General features: G+C 45.4%; 19 protein-coding genes. 17 read left to right on the top strand and 2 right to left on the bottom strand.

Translation table 11 applies throughout. The features are described 5' to 3' along the window. Nucleotides 1-594: 594 nt before the first annotated feature. Both EL255_RS14135 and EL255_RS14130 read right to left on the bottom strand, forming a co-directional pair. The gene (locus EL255_RS14135; protein WP_042654934.1) at nucleotides 595-1,953 is read right to left on the bottom strand and encodes an ATP-binding protein; all 1,359 of its coding nucleotides are present in this window, start codon (nucleotides 1,951-1,953) and stop codon (nucleotides 595-597) included. Between the two features lie 39 nt (nucleotides 1,954-1,992). Beyond that, on the bottom strand, nucleotides 1,993-2,667 hold the full coding sequence (locus tag EL255_RS14130) for a response regulator transcription factor (RefSeq protein ID WP_042654933.1): 675 nt from the start codon (nucleotides 2,665-2,667) through the stop codon (nucleotides 1,993-1,995). Nucleotides 2,668-3,441: 774 nt separating this feature from the next. Between EL255_RS14130 and rfbB the strand changes: the two genes are divergently transcribed. From rfbB to EL255_RS14045, 17 genes are all read left to right on the top strand, one after another. Further along, nucleotides 3,442-4,527, top strand: coding sequence for a dTDP-glucose 4,6-dehydratase (rfbB, locus tag EL255_RS14125; RefSeq protein ID WP_042654932.1), 1,086 nt, complete (start codon nucleotides 3,442-3,444; stop codon nucleotides 4,525-4,527). After that, nucleotides 4,527-5,414 carry a dTDP-4-dehydrorhamnose reductase gene (rfbD, locus tag EL255_RS14120; protein ID WP_042654931.1) on the top strand — a complete coding sequence of 296 codons (888 nt, stop codon included), beginning with the start codon at nucleotides 4,527-4,529 and terminating at the stop codon, nucleotides 5,412-5,414. Before rfbB ends, rfbD begins: the two co-directional genes overlap by 1 nt. 130 nt (nucleotides 5,415-5,544) lie before the next feature. Continuing rightward, nucleotides 5,545-6,423 carry a glucose-1-phosphate thymidylyltransferase RfbA gene (rfbA, locus tag EL255_RS14115; RefSeq protein ID WP_042654930.1) on the top strand — a complete coding sequence of 293 codons (879 nt, stop codon included), beginning with the start codon at nucleotides 5,545-5,547 and terminating at the stop codon, nucleotides 6,421-6,423. A 61-nt stretch (nucleotides 6,424-6,484) separates the two neighbouring features. After that, the gene (rfbC, locus tag EL255_RS14110) at nucleotides 6,485-7,033 is read left to right on the top strand and encodes a dTDP-4-dehydrorhamnose 3,5-epimerase (protein WP_042654929.1); all 549 of its coding nucleotides are present in this window, start codon (nucleotides 6,485-6,487) and stop codon (nucleotides 7,031-7,033) included. Nucleotides 7,034-7,036: 3 nt separating this feature from the next. Next, entirely contained in the window at nucleotides 7,037-8,011 is a 975-nt protein-coding gene (locus tag EL255_RS14105) for an FAD-binding oxidoreductase (protein ID WP_084228424.1), read from the top strand. Nucleotides 8,012-8,023: 12 nt separating this feature from the next. Next, the gene (rfbF, locus tag EL255_RS14100; RefSeq protein ID WP_042654928.1) at nucleotides 8,024-8,797 is read left to right on the top strand and encodes a glucose-1-phosphate cytidylyltransferase; all 774 of its coding nucleotides are present in this window, start codon (nucleotides 8,024-8,026) and stop codon (nucleotides 8,795-8,797) included. Beyond that, entirely contained in the window at nucleotides 8,797-9,876 is a 1,080-nt protein-coding gene (gene rfbG, locus EL255_RS14095) for a CDP-glucose 4,6-dehydratase (protein WP_126623371.1), read from the top strand. Before rfbF ends, rfbG begins: the two co-directional genes overlap by 1 nt. A 143-nt stretch (nucleotides 9,877-10,019) precedes the next feature. Then, a complete protein-coding gene (gene rfbH / locus EL255_RS14090; RefSeq protein WP_042654927.1) occupies nucleotides 10,020-11,333 on the top strand; it encodes a lipopolysaccharide biosynthesis protein RfbH in 1,314 nt (437 codons plus the stop codon). 69 nt (nucleotides 11,334-11,402) lie between these two features. Then, the gene (locus EL255_RS14085) at nucleotides 11,403-13,106 is read left to right on the top strand and encodes a thiamine pyrophosphate-binding protein (RefSeq protein ID WP_042654926.1); all 1,704 of its coding nucleotides are present in this window, start codon (nucleotides 11,403-11,405) and stop codon (nucleotides 13,104-13,106) included. Nucleotides 13,107-13,108: 2 nt separating this feature from the next. After that, on the top strand, nucleotides 13,109-14,041 hold the full coding sequence (locus EL255_RS14080; protein WP_042654925.1) for an NAD-dependent epimerase/dehydratase family protein: 933 nt from the start codon (nucleotides 13,109-13,111) through the stop codon (nucleotides 14,039-14,041). A 577-nt stretch (nucleotides 14,042-14,618) separates the two neighbouring features. Next, nucleotides 14,619-15,968, top strand: a complete 1,350-nt coding sequence (locus EL255_RS14075; RefSeq protein ID WP_126623370.1) for an MATE family efflux transporter — start codon at nucleotides 14,619-14,621, stop codon at nucleotides 15,966-15,968. Continuing rightward, nucleotides 15,965-16,792 carry a glycosyltransferase family 2 protein gene (locus tag EL255_RS14070; RefSeq protein ID WP_084228422.1) on the top strand — a complete coding sequence of 276 codons (828 nt, stop codon included), beginning with the start codon at nucleotides 15,965-15,967 and terminating at the stop codon, nucleotides 16,790-16,792. Before EL255_RS14075 ends, EL255_RS14070 begins: the two co-directional genes overlap by 4 nt. A 1-nt stretch (nucleotide 16,793) precedes the next feature. Beyond that, the gene (locus tag EL255_RS14065; protein WP_084228421.1) at nucleotides 16,794-17,399 is read left to right on the top strand and encodes an acyltransferase; all 606 of its coding nucleotides are present in this window, start codon (nucleotides 16,794-16,796) and stop codon (nucleotides 17,397-17,399) included. Beyond that, the gene (locus EL255_RS14060; RefSeq protein ID WP_084228420.1) at nucleotides 17,396-18,544 is read left to right on the top strand and encodes a glycosyltransferase family 4 protein; all 1,149 of its coding nucleotides are present in this window, start codon (nucleotides 17,396-17,398) and stop codon (nucleotides 18,542-18,544) included. The genes EL255_RS14065 and EL255_RS14060 overlap by 4 nt, the downstream gene beginning before the upstream one ends. A gap of 700 nt (nucleotides 18,545-19,244) precedes the next feature. Then, on the top strand, nucleotides 19,245-19,793 hold the full coding sequence (locus EL255_RS14055) for a polymerase (protein ID WP_126623369.1): 549 nt from the start codon (nucleotides 19,245-19,247) through the stop codon (nucleotides 19,791-19,793). Next, a complete protein-coding gene (locus EL255_RS14050; protein WP_084228419.1) occupies nucleotides 19,771-20,838 on the top strand; it encodes a glycosyltransferase family 4 protein in 1,068 nt (355 codons plus the stop codon). Before EL255_RS14055 ends, EL255_RS14050 begins: the two co-directional genes overlap by 23 nt. After that, entirely contained in the window at nucleotides 20,835-21,755 is a 921-nt protein-coding gene (locus EL255_RS14045; protein ID WP_084228418.1) for a glycosyltransferase family 2 protein, read from the top strand. The genes EL255_RS14050 and EL255_RS14045 overlap by 4 nt, the downstream gene beginning before the upstream one ends.

Raw genomic sequence — 21,755 nt, 5'->3', positions numbered from 1 at the left:
TCAGCCTTGATTCAGTGACCCTGGTGTAGAGTGATCCCACGTACTCAAGAGGGCGGGTCTTCATAAGGAATTGAAACCAGCTCTCACCCGCTGGGTGCGTTTGTCACCTGACAAGCCTGAACTGTTTCACCGGCCCTCGCGGCCGGTTTTTTTATGCCTGTTCGCCTCGAATTTCTTTGCCTAGCCGCCATTCTCCCGCCATCACAGGGCGAGCGACTCAGTGGTCACTTCATCCTGCAAGCCGTGCCAGTTCGGCCATGGTACGGCTGGCTAGGGCGGTTTTGCCGGCCTTGCACTGCTGGCGAGGTTGCTGGCCAGAAGGCGGGTCTGATCGATACGGGAATCGATGGTCTGAGAGTTATGGGGCGGTGCGGCTGGTGCTGGCCCTTGTGAGCAGAAGCAGCAGTTGTTGAGGCCGGAAGAGGGGGATGGCAGTCGACCGATAACAGCCGTGCGATAGTCGCTGATGTTGAGTCACGCCACGGCGCAGATGAGCTTTCTGATGTAGCTCGATGAGAGATACGCTTTCGCGCTTAGACGGGCCGGCATGGGCCATGGACTGATCCATAGCCCATGCCTTGGGCCCCTGCGGTATCAGGGAAGCGTCATGTGGAATCTGGCGCCGCCGAGCGGTGACTCGTCCACCCGGATCTTGCCGCCGTAGCTGTGCACTATCTCGGTCACCACCGCGAGGCCGATGCCCTGGCCACAGGAGCTGTCGGCCCGCACCCCGCGCTGGAAGATCTGCTGTGACTTGCCGGGATCGATGCCGGGGCCGTCGTCTTCCACCACGATGAGCAGGTTGTTTTCCTGGCGACGCACCTGCACCCGGATCTCGCTGATGGCAAACTTGCAGGCGTTGTCGAGCAGGTTGCCCATCAACTCCATCAGATCGCCCTGCTCACCGCTGAAGAAGACGTCGTCATCGAACTGGAAGCTGGTTTGCAGCTTCTTGTGGCGATAGACCTTGGAGAGGCTGGCCAGCAGCTTCTCGATGAGCGGTACCGGCTCGGTGCCCTTGCTGGCAAGGCGCTTGCGGCCGGTGACGGCGCGGCGCAGCTGGTACTGGATGATCTGATCCATGGTGGTGATCTGTTCGTTGATGTTGTCATGGATGTCGTGGCCGAGCTTGAGCTCCTGGGCCGTGATCTGGATGAGTGCCAGCCGTGTCTTCAGGCTGTGAGCCAGATCGTTCAGGGCATGCTGGTAGCGCTGGGTCTGCTGGCGTTCGTTTTCCAGCAGTTGGTTGACCGATTCGGTCAGGGGCTGCAGCTCCCGTTCGTAGTCGCTGGAGAGTGCCTCCCGCTTGCCGGCCCGGATCTCGTCTATCTGCCGCGCCATGGTGCGCAGGGAGGAGAGGCTCCAGAAGCTGGTGAGCAGCAGCAAGGCACCGAGCAGGCAGTAGGAGAGCAGCGCCTGGCGGATGCATTGGTAGAGATAGGCCTGAGTCTGGGCCAGATAGCGTTTGGCGGAATCGACCATTACCACGTAGTAGGTGGTGGGGCCCTTACCATGATTGCGCAGGAAGCGCAGACTGTAGATGAAGTAGCTCTCGCCATTCTTGATGGTATGGAGCTTGAAGAAGTAGTCCTGATCCAACCCACCCAGGTGTTTCATCAGATCCTGACAGATGGTCTTCTTGACCGAGATCACCTCAGGTATATGCAGGCTGGACCAGCTCAGTTCCCCATCGGCCCGGCAGATGAGGGTATCGAGGTTGGGGTCGATGGCATCCGGGGTGATGTTGCCGAGATCCGTGATGGCACGGGGATCCGGTTGCTTGGAGGAGAACAGCTTGGAGAGATTCTCCTGCATGCGGGTGCTGGCCTTCTGGGCCTGCTCCTCGGTGTGACCGAGGTAGAGGATATAGACCGAGAAGGACATGATGATAGCGATGACCAGCATGGCACTCATCATCAGCTTGATGTGGAGGGATCGGCTGATCAGATACATAGGGCGCTCATTGGCGGAGAGGGCGGCAAGATGCGGCGCTCAACTGCATGAAAGGTTAAAGATATAGCCTTGACGCCGGATGGTGGAGATGGGGGAGACTGTTCCTTCCGGATCCAGCTTCTTGCGCAGCCGGCTTACCATGACCTCTATGGTATTCGGGTCCCCTTCACCATCGCCGTAGAGCTGATCCAGCAACTGCTGCTTGGAAACCACCTGGCGGGCATTGCGCATCAGGTACTCCAGGATCAGGTACTCGAAGCTGGTCAGCACAGTGACTTCCCCAGCGATGCTCAGCTCCTTGCGAGACAGATCAAGCTCGTATTCACCCGCCTTCACCCTGGGGGAAATGAAGCCGGCGCTGCGGCGCACCAGGGCGTTGAGACGGGCCAGCAGCTCGTCTTTCTGGAACGGCTTGACCAGATAATCATCGGCACCAGCCTCCAGCCCCTCTACCTTGTCCTGCCAGTTGCCACGGGCAGTCAAGACGATGATGGGGAAGGGGATCTGTTGCTCCCTCAACTGGCTGATGAGTTGCAGACCGTCCATGTCCGGCAGGCCGAGATCGATGATGGCCACATCGATGGGATAGTCGCGAGCATAATGCAGCGCAATCTGGGCGCTGTCGGTGCTGTGGACCTGATTCTGGGCCTCGGTCAACAGCGTAGTAAGATGGTGATTGAGCAGCTTGTCGTCTTCGACCAATAGAATTTTCATAAGATGCATGATTATGAGGGTCCAGGCTGTCAATTAGAGGGTGTATAGGAAGGAGAGTCAATGCGGATCCTAACCAGTCACCCCTGTATCGGGACTGAATCACATAACCCTTTAGAGGATGCGTCACTCCCTGACTATGAAAGTGGTGGCCAATTGCCGGAAGGTCGGTGGTTGATGGGTGGATGAGGTGGTGAAAACTTGTGGGTGAGTAGCCTCCTAGTTCATCTTCCAACAGCAAAGATAAGATCTTAACAAGTTGAAAAATTGGTGTTTTTCGTATGGTTATACAGACACATTGTGTAATTGTTAGTGGGTGTACAAGTTGAACCTGCTCCTACAGGTGTTCGTATGATGCCTCTTTTCGTACATTCTTGGGTTGTCGGCCTCCTATGTTTTGACTGTTCATTCTTGGGGAAAACGAGGTAGAATCCGAGGTTAAATCGGGTTGATGGCCCTATCTGGCCTAGATGTGAGTAGTGCACGCATCCTGCATTTTCCGATGCGTAAGGTGATAGGGAATCATTGCTAAGCATCAATCAAGACAAGAAGCTGGAGGATATGATGACCAACAGCGCGCGCAATCAGGTTAAAGGCAGCATGCTGGGAGCTGAAACTCAGGGGCGGTAGCCAACGTCGCGGTCAGGATAAGAGCGTTATCTGGTTTCCTTTTACCGATTTTCTATGCCATCACAGCGGTATGATCATCATCCACTCCCCCTATCATGTCTCATTCTCTTCGTTCAATTTAATTATCTTGCGAGAGCACTAATCTATATGAAAATCCTTGTGACTGGTGGCGCCGGCTTTATCGGTTCTGCCGTTGTTCGCCACATCATCCGTGATACGCAGGATGCCGTCGTCAACCTCGATAAACTCACCTATGCGGGCAATCTGGAGTCCTTGGCCGAAGTTTCGACCAGTGATAGCTATGCCTTCGAGCAGGTGGATATCTGCAACCGCGCCGAGCTGGACCGGGTGTTTGCCGCGCATCAACCCGATGCCGTGATGCACTTGGCTGCCGAGAGTCACGTCGATCGCTCCATCACCGGGCCCGCCGATTTTATCGAGACCAATATCGTCGGCACCTATGTGTTACTGGAAGCGGCCCGTGCTTACTGGAACGGTCTGGATGAGAGTCGCAAGAGCGCTTTCCGCTTCCACCATATCTCCACCGATGAGGTATATGGGGACTTGCCCCACCCGGATGAGGTGCATACCGGCGAGGTGCTGCCGCTCTTTACCGAAACCACCCCCTATGCCCCCAGCAGCCCCTATTCTGCCTCCAAGGCCTCCAGCGACCATCTGGTGCGCGCCTGGCGCCGGACTTACGGTCTGCCGACCGTGGTCACCAACTGCTCCAACAACTACGGCCCCTATCACTTCCCCGAGAAGCTGATCCCGCTGGTGATCTTGAACGCGTTGGATGGCAAGCCGCTGCCGGTGTATGGCAAGGGCGACCAGATCCGTGACTGGCTCTATGTGGAAGATCATGCGCGGGCTCTCTATGCCGTGGTCACCACGGGTGTGATGGGTGAGACCTACAATATCGGTGGCCACAACGAGAAGCAGAACCTGGAGGTGGTGCACACCATCTGCGATCTGCTCGATGAGATGGTGCCCAAGGCGGGCTCTTATCGCGATCAAATTACCTATGTCACAGACCGTCCCGGTCACGACCGCCGCTATGCCATCGATGCCAGCAAGATGAGTCGCGAGCTTGATTGGCAACCGCAAGAGACCTTCGAGTCCGGCATTCGCAAGACGGTGCAGTGGTATCTGGGTAACCAGCAGTGGGTCAGCAACGTCAAGAGCGGTGCCTATCAATCCTGGATTGAACAGAACTACGGGGAGCGTGCCTGATGCATATTTTGCTGTTTGGCAAAAACGGCCAGGTGGGATGGGAGCTGCAGCGCGCCTTGGCGCCACTGGGGCGCATTACCGCCGTTGATTTTGACTCCACCGACTACTCCGGTGATTTCAGCAACCCGGCCGGGGTGGCCGAGACGGTACGCTTGCTCAAGCCGGATGTAATTGTCAATGCCGCGGCTCACACCGCGGTCGACAAGGCCGAGAGCGAACGGGAATTTGCCGAGCTGCTCAATGCCACCAGTGTCGAGGCGATTGCCACAGAGGCAGAGGCCTTGGGCGCTTGGCTGGTGCATTACTCCACCGACTACGTGTTCGATGGCAGTGGCGAGCGCCCCTGGGTCGAGAGCGACCAGACAGCGCCGCTCAACGTCTATGGCGAGACCAAGCTGGCGGGTGAGCATGCAGCAGCACTGTGTGCCCGCCACCTCATCTTCCGCACCAGCTGGGTCTATGCCGCCCGCGGTGCCAACTTCGCCAAGACCATGCTGCGAGTTGGCAAGGAGCGCAGCGAGATGTCGGTCATCAACGACCAATTCGGTGCACCGACCGGTGCGGAGTTGCTGGCCGACTGCACGGCCCATGCAATCCGCACGGCACAAGGCAAACCCGAGGTGGCGGGCCTCTATCATCTGATCGCCTCCGGTACCACCACCTGGTTTGATTATTCCCAGCGAGTCTTCGCCAAAGCGCGGAAAGCCGGTGTCGAGTTGGCCGTGACTCAGGTCAATGCCGTGCCGACCAGCGCCTTCCCGACGCCCGCCAAGCGCCCCCATAACTCACGGCTCGATACCACCAAGTTCCAGCGCACCTTCGATCTGGTGTTGCCGGACTGGAGCGTAGGCGTCGATCGGATGCTGACCGAGATCCTCGGCAAGTAACAAGTAAAGAAGAGGGTGAGTGGCATGGGAATATACACCTCTCGCCAACAGGGATAAAACACAACAAGAGTAGCTATTAGGCACACTCTTTTTGATGGTTGCGTAATTCAAATATAAGAAATTAAACATCATGACTAAACGTAAAGGCATTATTCTGGCCGGAGGCTCTGGCACCCGTCTCTATCCCGTCACCATGGCCGTCAGCAAGCAGCTGCTGCCTATCTATGACAAACCGATGATCTATTACCCGCTGAGCACCCTGATGCTGGCGGGGATCCGCGATATCTTGATCATCAGCACACCGCAAGATACCCCCCGTTTTGAACAGTTGCTGGGTGATGGCAGCCAGTGGGGCCTGAACTTGCAGTACAAGGTGCAGCCAAGTCCGGACGGGTTGGCACAAGCCTTTATTCTGGGGGAAGAGTTCATCGGCTCAGATCCCTGTGCGCTGGTGCTGGGCGACAATATCTTCTACGGCCACGACCTACAAAAGCACTTGGAAGCCGCTGCCGCCCAACCAAATGGTGCCACCGTCTTTGCCTATCACGTTCATGACCCGGAGCGCTACGGGGTGGTGGAGTTTGACAGCAAGGGGACGGCCATCTCGCTGGAAGAGAAGCCGCTGGAGCCCAAGAGCAACTACGCGGTAACGGGTCTCTATTTTTATGACAACAGCGTGGTGGAGATTGCCAAGAGCCTGACGCCATCCCCCCGCGGCGAGCTGGAGATCACCGACGTCAACCGCATCTACCTTGAGCAGGGTAATCTGTCGGTGGCCATGATGGGCCGTGGTTATGCCTGGCTTGATACCGGCACCCATGAGAGCCTGATTGAGGCGAGTAACTTTATTCAGACCATCGAGACTCGCCAGGGGTTGAAAGTGGCCTGTCCGGAAGAGATTGCGTATCGCCAAAAATTCATCGATGCAGATCAGGTGAGGAAATTAGCCGCCCCGCTGATCAAAAATGCGTACGGTCAATATCTACTTAAAATGGTTGCCAAAGCCTGATGTGATATTGAGAGGAGGTTCCCTCCCACAATACTATATAAATTCGATTTGGATATTAAAGATGAATGTAATCAAGACAGCGATACCTGAAGTCCTTATCTTTGAGCCAAAAGTATTTGGTGATGAACGTGGTTTTTTCTTTGAGAGTTTCAACCACCAGCAATTTGAAGCAGCGATTGGCCATCAAGTGACATTTGTGCAGGATAACCACTCCAAGTCATCCAGAGGGGTATTGCGCGGCTTGCACTATCAGTTACCGCCCCACGCGCAATGCAAGCTGGTGCGTTGTGTCGCTGGTGAGGTATTTGACGTCGCGGTCGATATTCGCAAAAGCTCCCCCACTTTTGGTCAGTGGGTTGGAGTGCATTTGTCAGCCGAGAACAAGCGCCAATTATGGATTCCGGAAGGATTTGCTCATGGTTTTGTTACGTTAAGTGAGACAGCCGAGTTTCTATACAAGACGACAGAATATTATGCCCCTCAATGTGAGGCCTGCATAACGTGGGACGATACAGATATTGCGATTGAATGGCCGTTTGAATTTGAACCACAATTATCCTCTAAAGATTTGCAAGGTATCTGTTTACAAGATGCTGTTTGTTTTGAGTGATTTATGACACCGATTATTAGAATAAAACCATCAGATATTAATTTTCATGCAATTGAGAATGCAACGATTCTGGAGTCAGCAATTCGTGCTGGAGTCATACTGGAACATAGTTGTAAAAATGGTTCTTGTGGACTGTGTGAGTCAAAGCTCATAGAAGGTAAAGTGATTAATGAGCAAGGTAATGTATTCTCTGCAGGGCAGAATTTTTTGACATGTCAATGCAAGAGTGCCTGTGCAGAGTTAATTATTGAAGCTGAATACTACCCCGAACTGGCTTGCCTCTCTCGTAAAACCGTGCCATGTAAAGTGACATTGGCAGAGATTGATAATGAATTTCTGATCTTAAAGTTCAGACTTCCTCCTGCTGCGGGCTTTGATTATTTACCTGGACAGTATATCAACCTTAGCTATCAAGGAATCACCAGAAGCTACTCCATCGCCAATGCCAACAGTAAAGATGGAATTGAACTCCATATTCGCCTTGTTCCCGATGGTGCAATGAGTAAATTGCTTTGTGCTGGCGTCAAGCTAGATTCTCTGATGAGAATAGATGGCCCTATTGGTACCTTTTTCATCAGAGAGGATAATCGCCCCATTATTTTCTTGGCTGGTGGTACCGGATTCGCTCCGGTTAAGTCTATGGTAGAGGCCCTCATAAATAGCAATTCAGCACGAAAAATTAATATCTATTGGGGCATGAGTAAATCTCAGGACTTCTATTCTAAGCTTCCTTCCGAGTGGGAAAATAAGCATGAAAATATTACCTTCATTCCGGTTGTTTCTGGTAGCGATTCAGGCTGGAGTGGACGCACTGGACTTGTCCATCAAGCAGTATTGCAAGATTTTGGTAGTCTATCTGATTACTGTGTTTATGCCTGCGGTTCACCTCAGATGATCGCGGCCGCGAAAGAAGATTTCGTCAAAGTTGGACTTTCGGAAAAACAATTTTTTTCTGATGCCTTTACGGTATCAAAATAAGTGGGAGAAAACATGAAAGCGGTAATTCTTGCCGGTGGCCTGGGCACCCGTCTAAGTGAAGAAACTATTGTAAAACCTAAGCCGATGGTCGAGATCGGGGGCAAGCCGATCCTCTGGCACATTATGAAGATGTATTCTGCACACGGTATCAATGACTTCATCATCTGCTGTGGTTACAAGGGATATGTCATCAAGGAATATTTCGCTAACTATTTTCTTCATATGTCTGATGTCACTTTTCATATGGCCGAAAACCGGATGGAAGTGCATGAGAAACGTGCAGAGCCATGGAATGTGACTCTGGTTGATACTGGGGATGCATCCATGACGGGTGGCCGTCTTAAGCGTGTTGCTGAGTATGTGAAAGATGATGAAGCATTCCTGTTTACTTATGGGGACGGTGTGTCAGATGTCGATATCAGGGCGAGTATCGACTTTCATATGAGCCACGGAAAATTGGCGACACTTACGGCAACGTATCCCCCAGGTCGCTTCGGTGCGCTGGATATCCAGAATAATCAGATCCTCTCCTTCAAAGAAAAACCAAGAGGTGATGGTGCCTTGATCAATGGCGGCTTCTTTGTATTAAGTCCCAAGGTGATCGACTTGATAGACAATGATGCGACCACTTGGGAGCAAGAGCCGCTAATGAGCCTTGCTGAACAAAATGAGCTAATGGCATTTGAGCACGGTGGATTCTGGCAGCCGATGGATACCCTGCGTGATAAGCACTATCTGGAAGGGCTTTGGGAAAAAGGCAAGGCCCCCTGGAAGGTATGGGAGTAATGAGCGTGATCGATCCTGATTTCTGGAAAAATAAGCGGGTCTTTATGACCGGCCACTCCGGTTTTAAAGGTGGCTGGCTGGCGCTGTGGCTGGAGGAAATGGGAGCCATAGTGCGTGGCTACTCTCTTCCTGCTCCCACTGAACCCAGCCTCTTCGACGTGGCCAAGGTTCGGCAGGGGTTGTTGTCGGAAGATGGCGATATTCGTGACTTCTTCCATCTGCGAGAAGCCATGACCGACTTCAAACCCGAGATCGTATTTCATATGGCTGCCCAACCGTTGGTACGACTCTCCTATGACGATCCTATCGAGACTTATTCCACCAATGTCATGGGTACCGTCTATGTGCTTGAAGCCATCAAGGCGGTCGGTGGCGTCAAGGCGGTAGTCAATATCACCAGCGACAAGTGTTATGAAAACCGCGAATGGGTGTGGGGGTATCGTGAAGATGAGGCCATGGGGGGTTATGATCCCTATTCCAACAGCAAGGGCTGTGCGGAGTTGATCGCCTCTGCGTACCGTAGCTCTTTCTTTAATCCGAAGGATTATGCACGCCATGGCGTGGCCTTGGCATCGGTACGCGCTGGCAATGTGATTGGCGGCGGGGATTGGGCCAAAGATCGTTTGATCCCGGATATCTTGCGCTCCTTCCAGAACGACCAGCCGGTGGTTATTCGCAATCCTCATTCAATCCGACCGTGGCAGCATGTGCTCGAACCCTTGTCAGGCTATTTGCTGGTTGCACAGCATCTCTATCGCGATGGCTGTGCCTATGCAGAAGGGTGGAACTTCGGGCCCAACGACAACGATGCTCAGCCGGTGCAGTTTATTGTCGAGAAGATGGTGCAGTTGTGGGGCGGCAACGCCAGCTGGCAACTCGATGGTGCCGATCATCCTCACGAAGCTCATTACCTCAAGCTCGATTGCTCCAAAGCCAAGCTGCGGATGGGCTGGCAACCGCGTTGGGATCTTGTCACCACTCTGGATCGCATCATCAAGTGGCACAAGGCCTGGCTGGCCGGTGAAGATATGCGTGAGGTTACCCTGCACGAGATCCGCGACTATATGGCAGCCCACTGATACCAACGGGTCTGGTGGTTTTCCCGTTGGCTAAATAGCATTAGCTAGGTAACATCCGGCCCCTTCGATCAACGAACCACAACCCATTGTCGAAACAGATGTCGAAACCAGGCATTGGCAAGACTTTTAACAGGAAGAGATAAATGAGTGCACAAGCTCTGCGTGAACAAATTTCCCAACTGGTAGCTCAGTATGCCGAGCAGGCGATGGCACCCAAGCCGTTCGTGGCGGGTAGTAGCGTCGTCCCGCCGTCTGGCAAGGTGATCGGTGCCCGTGAACTGCAGCTGATGGTTGAGGCTTCGCTGGATGGCTGGTTGACCACCGGTCGTTTCAACGATGCTTTCGAGAAGAAGCTGGGTGAATACATCGGCGTACCCCATGTGTTGACCACCACGTCAGGCTCTTCCGCCAACCTGCTGGCCCTGACGGCGCTGACTTCCCACAAGCTGGGTGAACGTGCACTCAAACCGGGTGATGAAGTGATCACCGTTGCGGCCGGCTTCCCGACCACGGTCAATCCGACCATCCAGAATGGCCTGATCCCGGTATTCGTGGATGTAGATATCCCGACTTATAATATCGATCCCACTCTGATCGAGGCCGCCGTAACGGATAAAACCAAAGCCATCATGGTCGCCCATACTCTGGGTAACCCGTTCAATCTGGCCGAGGTGCGTCGCATCGCCGACAAGTACAACCTCTGGTTGATCGAAGATTGCTGTGATGCCCTAGGTACCCGTTACGATGGCAAAATGGTCGGTACTTTTGGTGATATCGGCACCGTCAGCTTCTACCCGGCGCACCATATCACCATGGGTGAGGGTGGGGCCGTGTTCACCAAGTCCAGCGAACTGAAGAAGATTATCGAATCCTTCCGTGACTGGGGTCGTGATTGCTACTGCGCACCGGGTTGCGACAACACCTGTGGCAAGCGTTTCAGTCAACAGCTTGGCTCCCTGCCGGAAGGCTATGACCACAAGTACACCTACTCCCACCTGGGGTACAACCTCAAGATCACTGACATGCAGGCGGCCTGTGGTCTGGCCCAGTTGGAGCGTGTAGAAGAGTTCGTCGAGCAGCGCAAAGCTAACTTCGCATACCTGAAGGCGGGCTTGGCCAACTGTGTCGATTTCCTCGAACTGCCGGAAGCCACCGAAAACTCTGAACCGTCCTGGTTTGGTTTCCCGATAACGCTGAAGGAAACTGCAGGTGTCAGTCGTCTTGAGCTGGTCAAGTTCCTTGACGAGGCCAAGGTGGGTACTCGCCTGCTGTTCGCTGGGAACCTGACTCGTCAGCCGTATTTCGCTGGTCGTGAATATCGTGTTGTTGGTGAGCTGACCAACACTGACCGTGTGATGAATCAGACTTTCTGGATCGGTATCTACCCAGGCTTGGCTCATGATCATTTGGATTACGTGATTGCCAAGTTTGAAGAGTTCTTTGGCGTTAGTTTCTAAATTTTTTGAACAAAAGATAATTCAGTGAGCCAACAATAGTTGGCTCCTATTTTACATTGAGGTTTGTTGATGAAAGCATCTGATGCGGTGGCTCATGTACTGGGCGCTAATAATGTCACTCACGGCTTTGAGCTGATTGGTGGCATGATTGCTCATTTGGTTGACAGCATTAATCAAATTGGCAAAACGAAACTGATCTCACTTCATCATGAACAAGCTGCTGCATTCGCTGCGGGGGGTGTTGCTCGGGCAAGTAATAACAAACAGATTGGACTGGCTTTAGGCACTAGCGGGCCAGGTGCAACAAATCTAGTAACGGGAATTGCAGATTGCTGGTTGGATAGCTACCCCTGTATTTTTCTTACCGGGCAAGTGAACACCTATGAGTTAAAGCAAGATAGAGCGATTAGGCAGCAAGGTTTCCAAGAACTGGATATTATCAGCATAGTAAAAAGTATTACTAAATTTTCTTATCAAATTAAGACTAAGGATGAATTAATTCCAAAATTGCAGGAAGCAATCAATATTGCTAAAAGTGGCCGCCCTGGACCTGTCTTATTAGATATACCGATGGATTTACAGCGTGCTGAGTTGCCAGATGATGTTCTCGACTATTTGAAGCAGTCATCGCCAGAACCCAGTGCTGTGACTTCGAACACCGCGAATTTTTCTTCTGTTTTTCAACGGCTCGCGCAAGCAAAAAAGCCGCTGTTTTTGATCGGTGGTGGTGCGGTGAATGCTGACAATTTTTCTCTTTGGCAACAAAAAATAGCCCGCATGGGCATACCCCATGTCGCTAGCCTGAAAGGCAGCGAGAAATGCCAATCACTTCAAAGTTATTATGGTCTGATCGGTAGCTACGGCACTCGAACGGCGAATTACGCTATTCAAAATTGTGATTTGTTAGTTGTTTTGGGCAGTAGAATGGATGTTCGTCAAACTGGGGCAGATACGAATGATTTTGCCCGTAATGCAGACATTATCCAGATTGATATAGATGCAGCCCAACTTGCTAATAGAATTAAAGCTGATCTGGATGTAAATGCAGACTGTGAGAAATTTTTCTCCTGTTATGACGATGAGCTTGCCAATGGTCTTGTTATGACCGAGGGGTGGACATCAGAGTTGCATAAGCACTGGTCTGATAATTATGTTGATGAGTATCAAGACTGGAGTATGAGCCCATTTGATATTTGTAAAAAACTGGAAGAAAGTTTCAAGTCTATTCCTGTTCATTATGTTGCCGATGTCGGTAACAATCAGATGTGGGCTGCTCATTCAATACTATTGAACCAAGGGCAGGCAATTCACCATTCCGGTGGCTTGGGTGCAATGGGCTTTGCCATTCCGACAGCCATTGGTGTGGCTTATGCGACCAAAGATCCTGTTGTTGTCTTGACTGGTGATGGTGGCGCACAACTTAATATCCAAGAGCTGGATATTATTGCTCGTGAACGGCTACCAGTATTGACGATTGTTTTTAATAATGAATCGTTGGGCATGGTGCGAGCATTCCAAGAAATGTATTTTGATGGCAGAAATGAATCAACATACTGGAATGGTTATAGCTCTTCATTCTGTAGCCTTGGGCGGGCTTATAATATCCTCTCATTCTCTACCTCAAATATTGCTGAGTTCGAGTCATTGCTTCTCAGGTTTGCCTCTCATCCCGAGCCCATGTTGATAGAAGTGCTGATGAGTGATGCGAGAGAGTGTCGTCCCCGTCTTGCATTTGGTCAGCCGATTGACAAACAATTTCCATTAAAAGGTTAATGATGAAAATAGCTATAATGGGTGCGACAAGTTTTATTGCCCAAGAATTACTAAGGCAGTGGGTTATCTGTGGAATAAACCATGAAGTCCATCTCTATGCAAGGGATATAGAAAAAGTTAATAAATTTCTTTATGATATAAATCATGCAGGAATAGATTTATTTCCACTAGATTTAAAACTATTTCCTGTGGATGGTGATTATGATGCAATTATTAATTTCATTGGTGTGGGAGACCCCGCAAAGGCCAAAAAAATGGGAGACAGTATATTATCAATAACATCGTTTTATGATGATTTAGTCATCAAGTACTTAAAAGATAGACCAAGCTGTAAATACTTATTCTTAAGTAGTGGTGCTGTTTACGGTCATGATTTTTCTAAACCGGCAACACCAAGTAAAATGGCAACCTTCAATATAAACTCTAGTGTCAATAGCGAAAAATATAGTCTCGCAAAATTTATTACTGAAGTAAAGCACAGAGATTTATACAATATGTCAATTGTTGACGTCAGGGTTTTTAGCTTTTTCAGCCGAAATCAAGACCTGTCAACTAGATTTTTTTTATCTGACTTGATAAGAGCAATACAAAACAATAAAAAATGTGAAGTTAGCGCAGAGGTTATGGTCAGAGACTATTTACATCCGGAGGATTTCAAGCAGATAATCGATTGTATATTATCATCTCCAAAAATGAATTTGGCTGTAGACTGCTATTCTGCAGGTGAAATAGATAAATTCCACCTGCTTGCAGAAATGAAAAGCAGGTTTGGATTGCAATATTGTATTTTAGACAATCCTGATGTAATTTGTGCCACTGGGAACAAAGTTAACTATTTTAGCAAAAATAATAAATTAGCTGAATTTGGATTCATACCTAAGTATACATCTTTAGAAAATATAGTAATGGAAGTATCTGCAATTCTAGGTGCCTAGTGATACCACTTTTTACATTTTTACATTTTTACATTTTTACGCATACGTATTATCAAAACAGTAAATATTCTTGTGTAGCATATGTTCTGTATTAAGTTATCTTTCTGAGTGTAGTATTGATGTAAGGATACGAATAAAGTTCGTATGCGTTTATCCTGATATTATTATTTCGGAGTCACGCCATGTTAACCGATACTTTTTATGAAAAGTTTTTGTACTCCCATATTAAATTGAGCTGTTAAGTTATTTATATCTGACTGTATTGGCGTAGCCCAAGTGTCATTTCATTTGTTGTGATTCAAGATAGAGGATATCTCTTAGGCCATTTTCAGCATTGCCACTATCTGAATTATATCAATGTTCGCTCTACTGCAATCTGGGCATGTCAGCATTTATCAAGTAAAAGATTGTGTCTGTGAATAACGCTTATTTAGAGTAAGTGGTTTTGTCAGGAATTATAGGGTTGTATAGAAAAACTGTACAGTCAAGTATGACCTCATAGGGTGTATTTAAATACAGTTAATCATGATGTGCTTTTATTGTTAACAATTCACTACATTATAACACTGGGTTTGTGATGAAACTTCTAAATAGAATGGGTGTAGATATAGATATCGGAGTGACATTATTATACCGAGTGTGGACCATTTTAGCTGGAGGCATCTTACTGTTCATCATACCAACTTATCTTTCCCCTGATGAACAAGGGTATTATTTTACGATCTCTAGCCTTATTGCGTTACAAGTGTTTTTTGAACTCGGATTTAACTTTGTAATAACACAGACAATAAGCCATGAAATGGCACACATTAAGATGTGTAATAATTTGGCGCTAGATGGAAACTTTAAATCTTTATATAAAGTTAGTTCGTTGATTGAAGCAATTCCAAAATGGTATATAAATATCGCATCCATTTTTTTTATAGTTGTGTTCTCTCTTGGAGTAATGTTTTTTTGGGGTAGTGCACTAGGTTTTTATAAATGGTTGCCTGTATGGGGGCTTGTAACTTTTTTCACGGCAGTGTGTCTTTTTCTTAGCCCATATCTTTCAGTTATGGAAGGATTCGGTTATGTTGCCAGAGTTGCCAAAATACGTTTAATTCAATCTGTAGTTGGGTATACTTTATTTATATTAGCGTTGTTCTTTAATTGTGGGCTTTATTCTCTACCTTTCGTTAGTGGGATTGCTGCCTTAATTAGCACCTTTTGGGTAATTAGAACTTTCCGTTCTTTATCATATCCTGATGCTTTTTATAAATATCGACATAGTCACAATTTTATTTCTGATAAAGTGTCTTGGTGGCGTGATATTCGGCCTTTGCAATCAAAGTTAGCAATTAGTTGGTTTAGTGGATATCTTATTTTTCAGTTGTTCAACCCCTTTTTGTTCAAAAATCAAGGAGCTGACATTGCGGGGAAAGTCGGCCTTGCATTGACTATTTATTCCACAATGTTGTCAATTTCAATGAGTTGGGTTAATGCCAAAATACCTACAATGAGTCGATTGATCGCCCAAAAAGATTTTTCTACCGTTAATGAAATTTTTCGAGCGCTAGTTTTCAGGTCTTCTCTAGTAAATTTGATTGTAGTTATGTTGTTTGATTTTTTTGTTATTCTATTAGGGGCGTATGAAATTCCACTAGTACAGCGTTTGCCATCACTAGGCATTATTGCTATGTTATCTTTCGTGACAATTATAAACCACTTGATTTTCTGTATGGCACTATACATGCGAGCATTTAAAGAGGAGCCATTAGTTAAGTGCTCACTGATTTCTGGTATTGTTACATCATCGCTGGTATTTATTGGCAGCCTGCATAGCGATAGCATGACAATATTATATTATTGCATAGTGACAACATTCATATCGTTCCCTTGGGTATTGTTTATTTTTATTAGATATCGTCAAGGTGTAGTTTTAAAATGAAAAAAATATTGATTGCGATACCGAACTTCAATAATGCACCTTTTATCAAAGATGCTATTTTTAGTGTGTTGAATCAGCAGCTCTCAGTTGGGTTTAATATTGATGTAGTTGTGTTTGATAATGCATCCACAGATGATAGTGTTAATGTGATAAGAACTATTGCAAGTAAATATGAATCTGTATCATTAATTTGCAATGATATTAATGTGGGGGCTATCCCTAATCATAATTTATGCATAGAATACGCAATAGAGTTTGGCTATGATTTTCTGAAAATATTATCATCTGATGATGTTTTGCTACCTAATATAATAAATCGGCAGGTCGAGATATTATCTAACGATGATAGGGTTGATATCGCCTCCTGTTCTATGATGATCACAAATGAAGATCTTAATAGTGGAATCCACTATTCGTTTTTGAAGGAAGCAGGAAAAGAGGTCCTCAGAGTAAACCCTGAGACCATAATGTTTAAAAGTATGGAAAAGGCTCAAAATTTGTTGGGTGGGCCAAGCAATACCATGCTTCGAGTTATTGCTATTAGGGATGTTCGGTTTCAAGCTAAATTTAGCTGGCTAAGTGATCTGCAGTTTGCGTTTGATATTTTAAAAAAATCTGCGGGTGACTTTGTGTATATTGAACAGCCAGGTTTTTTATATAGACGACATTCCAATACTGATACAGAAGCTATTGCTCGGAAAAAAGGGCTTCAAACACATGAGTGGCTTACATTTATCAATGATAATCGCAGAGAGCATAGGTTTATTTTTAGACGTTCAATACTTAAAGTAAAGTCATGGTTTCATAGGTTGAGGGCATTTTAATATGAAGAGTGTTTCTTTATTGATGTCAAGATCTATATACATTATAGCTCAGGTTGTTATACCCCTAATTAAATATTTTAAAGCGGCGATCTTAAGGGCGAAAATTTTCGAGCTTAAATGTCATTGCTCATCATCAGCAATCATTCAAGTCGACTCATGGTATAAGTTAACGCTTGAACCAAAAGTTTGTATTGGTCATGGTTCTCTTATTATTGTTTCGGATGAAAAGTCTGCGAATGGTATTACTTCGTCACTACGGATTGGGGAAGGAACATCAATCAATGAATACACTAATATTCGTGCCGCGGGAGGGGATATTTATATTGGAAAACACTGTATGATTGCTCAATTTGTCACCATTGTTGCATCAAACCATGTGGTAGATTTAGGGGGGAATATGATAGAGCATGAATGGGATAATGTTAAACGGAATGTCTCAATAGGTGATAATACATGGATTGGTGCTGGTAGTATTATATTGCCAGGAGTGACGATTGGCTCAGGGTGTGTCATTGCTGCGGGTTCTGTTGTAACACATGATGTTCTTGATAATCAGATAGTGGTTGGTGCTCCAGCTAAGCTACTCCGAGCGAGAGTGTTGTCATGAGCAAAAAAATTGCTTTTGTTTTTCCTTCTGTTTACTTTGGTGGCCATGAAATAATGGCTATGGAAATTATAAATAGTTTAAAGACGTGCCACTCTGTTTCGGTTTTAGCTTACATCAACAAAGAGAATATCTCACTAAAGAATGCTTTGCTTAAAGCAAATATTAATTATGAGGAGTTTGTTGGATACACCTCAAAAATGAAACCCGTAACGCATTTATTACATGTAAAAAATTCAATCACTGTGATTGATGTTCTTCAGCGTGCTGCGTTTTTTTCAAGTGATAGAAATGTTTACTTGATTCAAGGAAGTATTGAACTAGGGGCGGATTTTATTTTTTGGAGCTGGATATTAAATATACCGTTGGTGTCATACGTTCCCTTTGCACATTCAGCCATTCGACTAAAATTAAAGTTTTCTTATATTCGAGAACTCATCTCTAAATTTTATTACAAAATGTGCAGTAACTATATAACTATTTCCGATGTGTTTAAGGATCAATTGCTTTGTTATAATAAAACCGCAGTTGTAAATATTTGTAGGAACTTCATTACGCCTGAGAGGGTTAATGAAATAGAATGCACTTCTAGCTGTACAATTAAAAGCAACACTTTTAATATATTTGTGGTTGGCAGAGTGGTTTTTTCACAAAAAGCTCAGGATATTGCGGCTGAGGCATTTATAAAATTGCTTCAGCGTTATAAGAACTGCTTTGATAACAAAGTGAACTTTCACTTTGTTGGTGATGGCCCAGATTTAGATTTGCTTAAGAAATATATCTATGACAATACAGAAGAGAGTGATGCGTTTATCTTTCATGGTTGGGCTGACAAATGGTGGATGGTTTCTGTTGAGCCTAATTTGCTGGTTATACCCTCGCATTTTGAAGGAGTGCCATTAGTAATGTTAGAAGCCATAGCTTTAGAAATTCCAATAGTCGCTTCTAATGCTGATGGCATGGTCGATTACCTAAATGAGTGCGCTCTATTTAAACTTGATGTGGAGACTATTGTTGAATGCCTATTTAATTGTCTTACAGACCCCCAATATTTAGCACGATGTAGACAATTCAAGCATTCGGAAGATGAGCATAGAGTTGATCTCAGTGCATTTTTAGGGGGTTGTAGTCGTGATAGAGAACAATAATAATTTAAATGTTTTGTTTGTTATTGTATTTTCAGCTTTGTTATGGATGGGTGGGTATTATATTGTATCTCGAGTCGAAAGAAACTCTATAAATTTTATGACTCCAGCACTTTTTACTTTTTTCCCTACGTGTTATTTTTTTGAGTTTATTTATGTATACTTGACACCTAAAAGCCTAAATTTATCTGCTTATTTTTATTTCTTTTCTTTATACTCATTTTCTGCTGTAGCATTGGTTTTAGGGTATATATACTCTATTTCTAATAAAGTAGTAATATTCCAACAAAGAACAATGCATCGATATAGTGACTATAGGTTGTCACAGTGTTATATGGTAATGGCGGTACTGTCATCTTTTCTTGGTTTTCTATTATATTTACCAATAATTATTGAATTTAAAGAGTATTTAGTAAATCCCAGGCGAATATATGAACTAACAAGAACCGGCTACGGATTATCATTCTTCATATCTAATTTATTGGCTTTGTTATCATTGTTGTTTTGTTTGTATAGCTATCATAGATACAAGCTTTTAATTTTAATTTCATTTTCACTCAGTCTAATTGTAATATACTTACATGGTTCAAAGACGGCAATTCTATCTGTTTTCTTAATATATTTATTGTATAAAAGCTCCATTAGCAACAAAACTTATAATTTTAAGTATGTTATTTTATTTGTTTCGTTAATAGCATTATTGATGTCTATGTTTTTTTGGTTGACATATAACATTGAAATTACGCAAGTGTTTTTGGCCATGGCTGGATATTCCGATTACACAAGAAATGCTATATTGCTTTATGAGAAAAACATTGACTTCGAAATGGGGCGGTTATTGATTGAAACAGAGTTTTATTCTCGAGTGCCACGAGCACTTTTTCCTGATAAACCTAATGACTTTGGCTATCTTGAGCTAGCGAAGGTCTATTTTCCTGAGGCATTTTATTTGAATCAAGGCGCGCCATCGTTTGGCTTCGGTTCTTACTATGCGGATTTCGGATATTTAACCCATATCATCATATCTATTCTGTTTTTTTTAAAAGGCACCCTCGTTGGAATGTTCAGAAATCAGCTTAGAATAGATGGTGGGGCGTATTTCTTTGTTCCATTTATTTTTCTTGCTGGCGTGGAATTGCTTACTCTTGGAACTGGATGGCTTTTTATAGAGCATATATTATTAGCTGTGTTTATTTTTATCTGTATACTTTTTTTTGTGAGACTATTAAATGTTTATAGTAAATCTTTCTAGGATAGGTCGTTCTGGAACAGGCATGTGGAATTACTCTTTGAATTTTATTGAGGAGCTTAAAAAGCTAGATGTATTATCTGCAATTATCTGTTCAGAAGGTAATGTTGAGAAGTTATCAAAGTTTGGGGTTGAAATAATACGAGTGCCTGATTTGGTTTCTAATACCTCTAAAATTTCAAAGATAAGACCTTTACTTTGGTTCGTATACAGTTTTTTTATTTCATTGCGCATCATGTGTAGGGAAGGCAGTGAAGTTATAGTTTCAACCACTCATCATGCCTTGCCAATTATTAAAAAACAGATTATAACAATACATGATCTACGGCCTTATAAATATCCTGATTCGCTACTTCAGCGATGTTTTTTCCGTATTTTGTTGCCGATCACTCTGAAGCGTTGTTGTCATATTATTACCGTTTCGCAGACAGTGAAGCAGAAAATATCACAGTGCTATAAATACCCTATGGATAAAATTTCGGTGATTTATAATTCAATTAATGCAAAAGAGTTTAAGCCTTCATTAGAGAAGCAGCTTTTTCTTCTTGCTGTTGGCTCATCTTGGCATCATAAAAACATTGATTCATTCCTAAAAGTACATTCTCTCTGGATTGATAAGTTTAAGCTGGTAATCGTTTGTGGGGAGACGGTTTATGTGTCTGATTTAAAAAAATACGTTATCGAAAATAATCTTTCAGAATGTGTGGAATTTAGACACAATATAGAGTTTACTGATTTGGTGGATTTATATAGTGCCGCTTCGGCATTAGTTTACCCCTCCTTAGATGAAGGGTTTGGAATTCCACCTGTTGAGGCTATGTCTTCTCTTACTCCTGTGATTGTCTCTGACATTGAAGTATTTCATGAAATATTAGGTGATGCGGCAATTTATGTTGATCCATGTTCAACGATAAGTTGGACACTAGCATTAGAGAAATTACCTCTCGATAATGCATCTCTTTTTTACGCTCAAGCATGCGCTGGAAAATATACTTCAGATGTTATGCGAAATATGTTAGGTTCATGGATTGAGAAAATAGAAAAATGAAGTTCACATTGATTGTTTTGACTTATCAAGCAGGTGACATCTGGACTGAATGGCTTGAATCGTTAAAGATGCAGCTAATTTATCCATCTCAGATTATAATGGTCGACTCAAGTTCTACAGATAACACAGTATCTTTATCACGTCAGGTTGGTATTGAGCCAATCATTATATCTCCTAATGATTTCAATCATGGGGGGACACGAAACTTCGCTGTAAAATATGCATTTGATTCAGAGGTTATTATTTATTTTACTCAGGATGCCATTCTTAATGAATCAGATGCATTAGCAAAAATCCTTGATTGTTTTTCAAATCCACATGTAGCGGCGGTCTGTGGTCGCCAGTTACCCCACCTTGATGCGAATCCATTAGCTGCACATGCTCGACTCTTTAACTATCCCTTGGAAAGTGAAACGAAAAATACAGATGATATTACAAGGCTAGGGTTAAAGGTTGCATTTATGTCTAACTCATTTGCAGCCTATCGTCGTGACGTATTTGAAAAGTTAGGCGGCTTTCCTGAGAACACCATTCTTGCTGAAGATATGTATATGGCGAGCAAGATGATCCTAGCTGGCTATAAAGTCGCTTATTGCGCTGAGGCTGCGGTTAGGCACTCCCATAATTACACCCCATGGGAAGAGTTTCGGCGTTATTTTGATATCGGTGTTTTTCATGCTTGTGAGCCCTGGATACAGGAAAAGCTCGGTGGGGCATCGGGTGAAGGGTTGCGGTTTGTCAAATCTGAACTGAGTTACCTATGGCGTCATGCTCCCCTGTGGATTCCACGTGCTTTATTGACAACAGCTTGTAAATTGGTCGGTTATAAATTGGGTAAAAACTATAAGAAGCTACCCAAGTCTTGGCGGCCAAAACTAAGCATGTATAAGAGCTACTGGCTGCAACAAAGCAAATAG

Source organism: Aeromonas encheleia, assembly GCF_900637545.1.
Lineage (GTDB): Bacteria > Pseudomonadota > Gammaproteobacteria > Enterobacterales > Aeromonadaceae > Aeromonas > Aeromonas encheleia.
This window is presented reverse-complemented; position numbering and strand designations above follow the sequence as displayed.

Bases quoted from the DNA above. Each gene is read 5' to 3' on its own strand.
- EL255_RS14050 (WP_084228419.1), top strand. From the start codon at position 19,771: ATGTTTATAGTAAATCTTTCTAGGATAGGTCGTTCTGGAACAGGCATG.
- EL255_RS14055 (WP_126623369.1), top strand. From the start codon at position 19,245: ATGTCTATGTTTTTTTGGTTGACATATAACATTGAAATTACGCAAGTG.
- rfbC (WP_042654929.1), top strand. From the start codon at position 6,485: ATGAATGTAATCAAGACAGCGATACCTGAAGTCCTTATCTTTGAGCCA.
- rfbG (WP_126623371.1), top strand. From the start codon at position 8,797: ATGAGCGTGATCGATCCTGATTTCTGGAAAAATAAGCGGGTCTTTATG.
- EL255_RS14130 (WP_042654933.1), bottom strand. From the start codon at position 2,667: ATGAAAATTCTATTGGTCGAAGACGACAAGCTGCTCAATCACCATCTT.
- rfbH (WP_042654927.1), top strand. From the start codon at position 10,020: ATGAGTGCACAAGCTCTGCGTGAACAAATTTCCCAACTGGTAGCTCAG.
- rfbA (WP_042654930.1), top strand. From the start codon at position 5,545: ATGACTAAACGTAAAGGCATTATTCTGGCCGGAGGCTCTGGCACCCGT.
- EL255_RS14075 (WP_126623370.1), top strand. From the start codon at position 14,619: ATGAAACTTCTAAATAGAATGGGTGTAGATATAGATATCGGAGTGACA.
- EL255_RS14080 (WP_042654925.1), top strand. From the start codon at position 13,109: ATGAAAATAGCTATAATGGGTGCGACAAGTTTTATTGCCCAAGAATTA.
- rfbD (WP_042654931.1), top strand. From the start codon at position 4,527: ATGCATATTTTGCTGTTTGGCAAAAACGGCCAGGTGGGATGGGAGCTG.
- rfbF (WP_042654928.1), top strand. From the start codon at position 8,024: ATGAAAGCGGTAATTCTTGCCGGTGGCCTGGGCACCCGTCTAAGTGAA.
- rfbB (WP_042654932.1), top strand. From the start codon at position 3,442: ATGAAAATCCTTGTGACTGGTGGCGCCGGCTTTATCGGTTCTGCCGTT.
- EL255_RS14070 (WP_084228422.1), top strand. From the start codon at position 15,965: ATGAAAAAAATATTGATTGCGATACCGAACTTCAATAATGCACCTTTT.
- EL255_RS14135 (WP_042654934.1), bottom strand. From the start codon at position 1,953: ATGTATCTGATCAGCCGATCCCTCCACATCAAGCTGATGATGAGTGCC.
- EL255_RS14065 (WP_084228421.1), top strand. From the start codon at position 16,794: ATGAAGAGTGTTTCTTTATTGATGTCAAGATCTATATACATTATAGCT.
- EL255_RS14085 (WP_042654926.1), top strand. From the start codon at position 11,403: ATGAAAGCATCTGATGCGGTGGCTCATGTACTGGGCGCTAATAATGTC.
- EL255_RS14105 (WP_084228424.1), top strand. From the start codon at position 7,037: ATGACACCGATTATTAGAATAAAACCATCAGATATTAATTTTCATGCA.
- EL255_RS14060 (WP_084228420.1), top strand. From the start codon at position 17,396: ATGAGCAAAAAAATTGCTTTTGTTTTTCCTTCTGTTTACTTTGGTGGC.
- EL255_RS14045 (WP_084228418.1), top strand. From the start codon at position 20,835: ATGAAGTTCACATTGATTGTTTTGACTTATCAAGCAGGTGACATCTGG.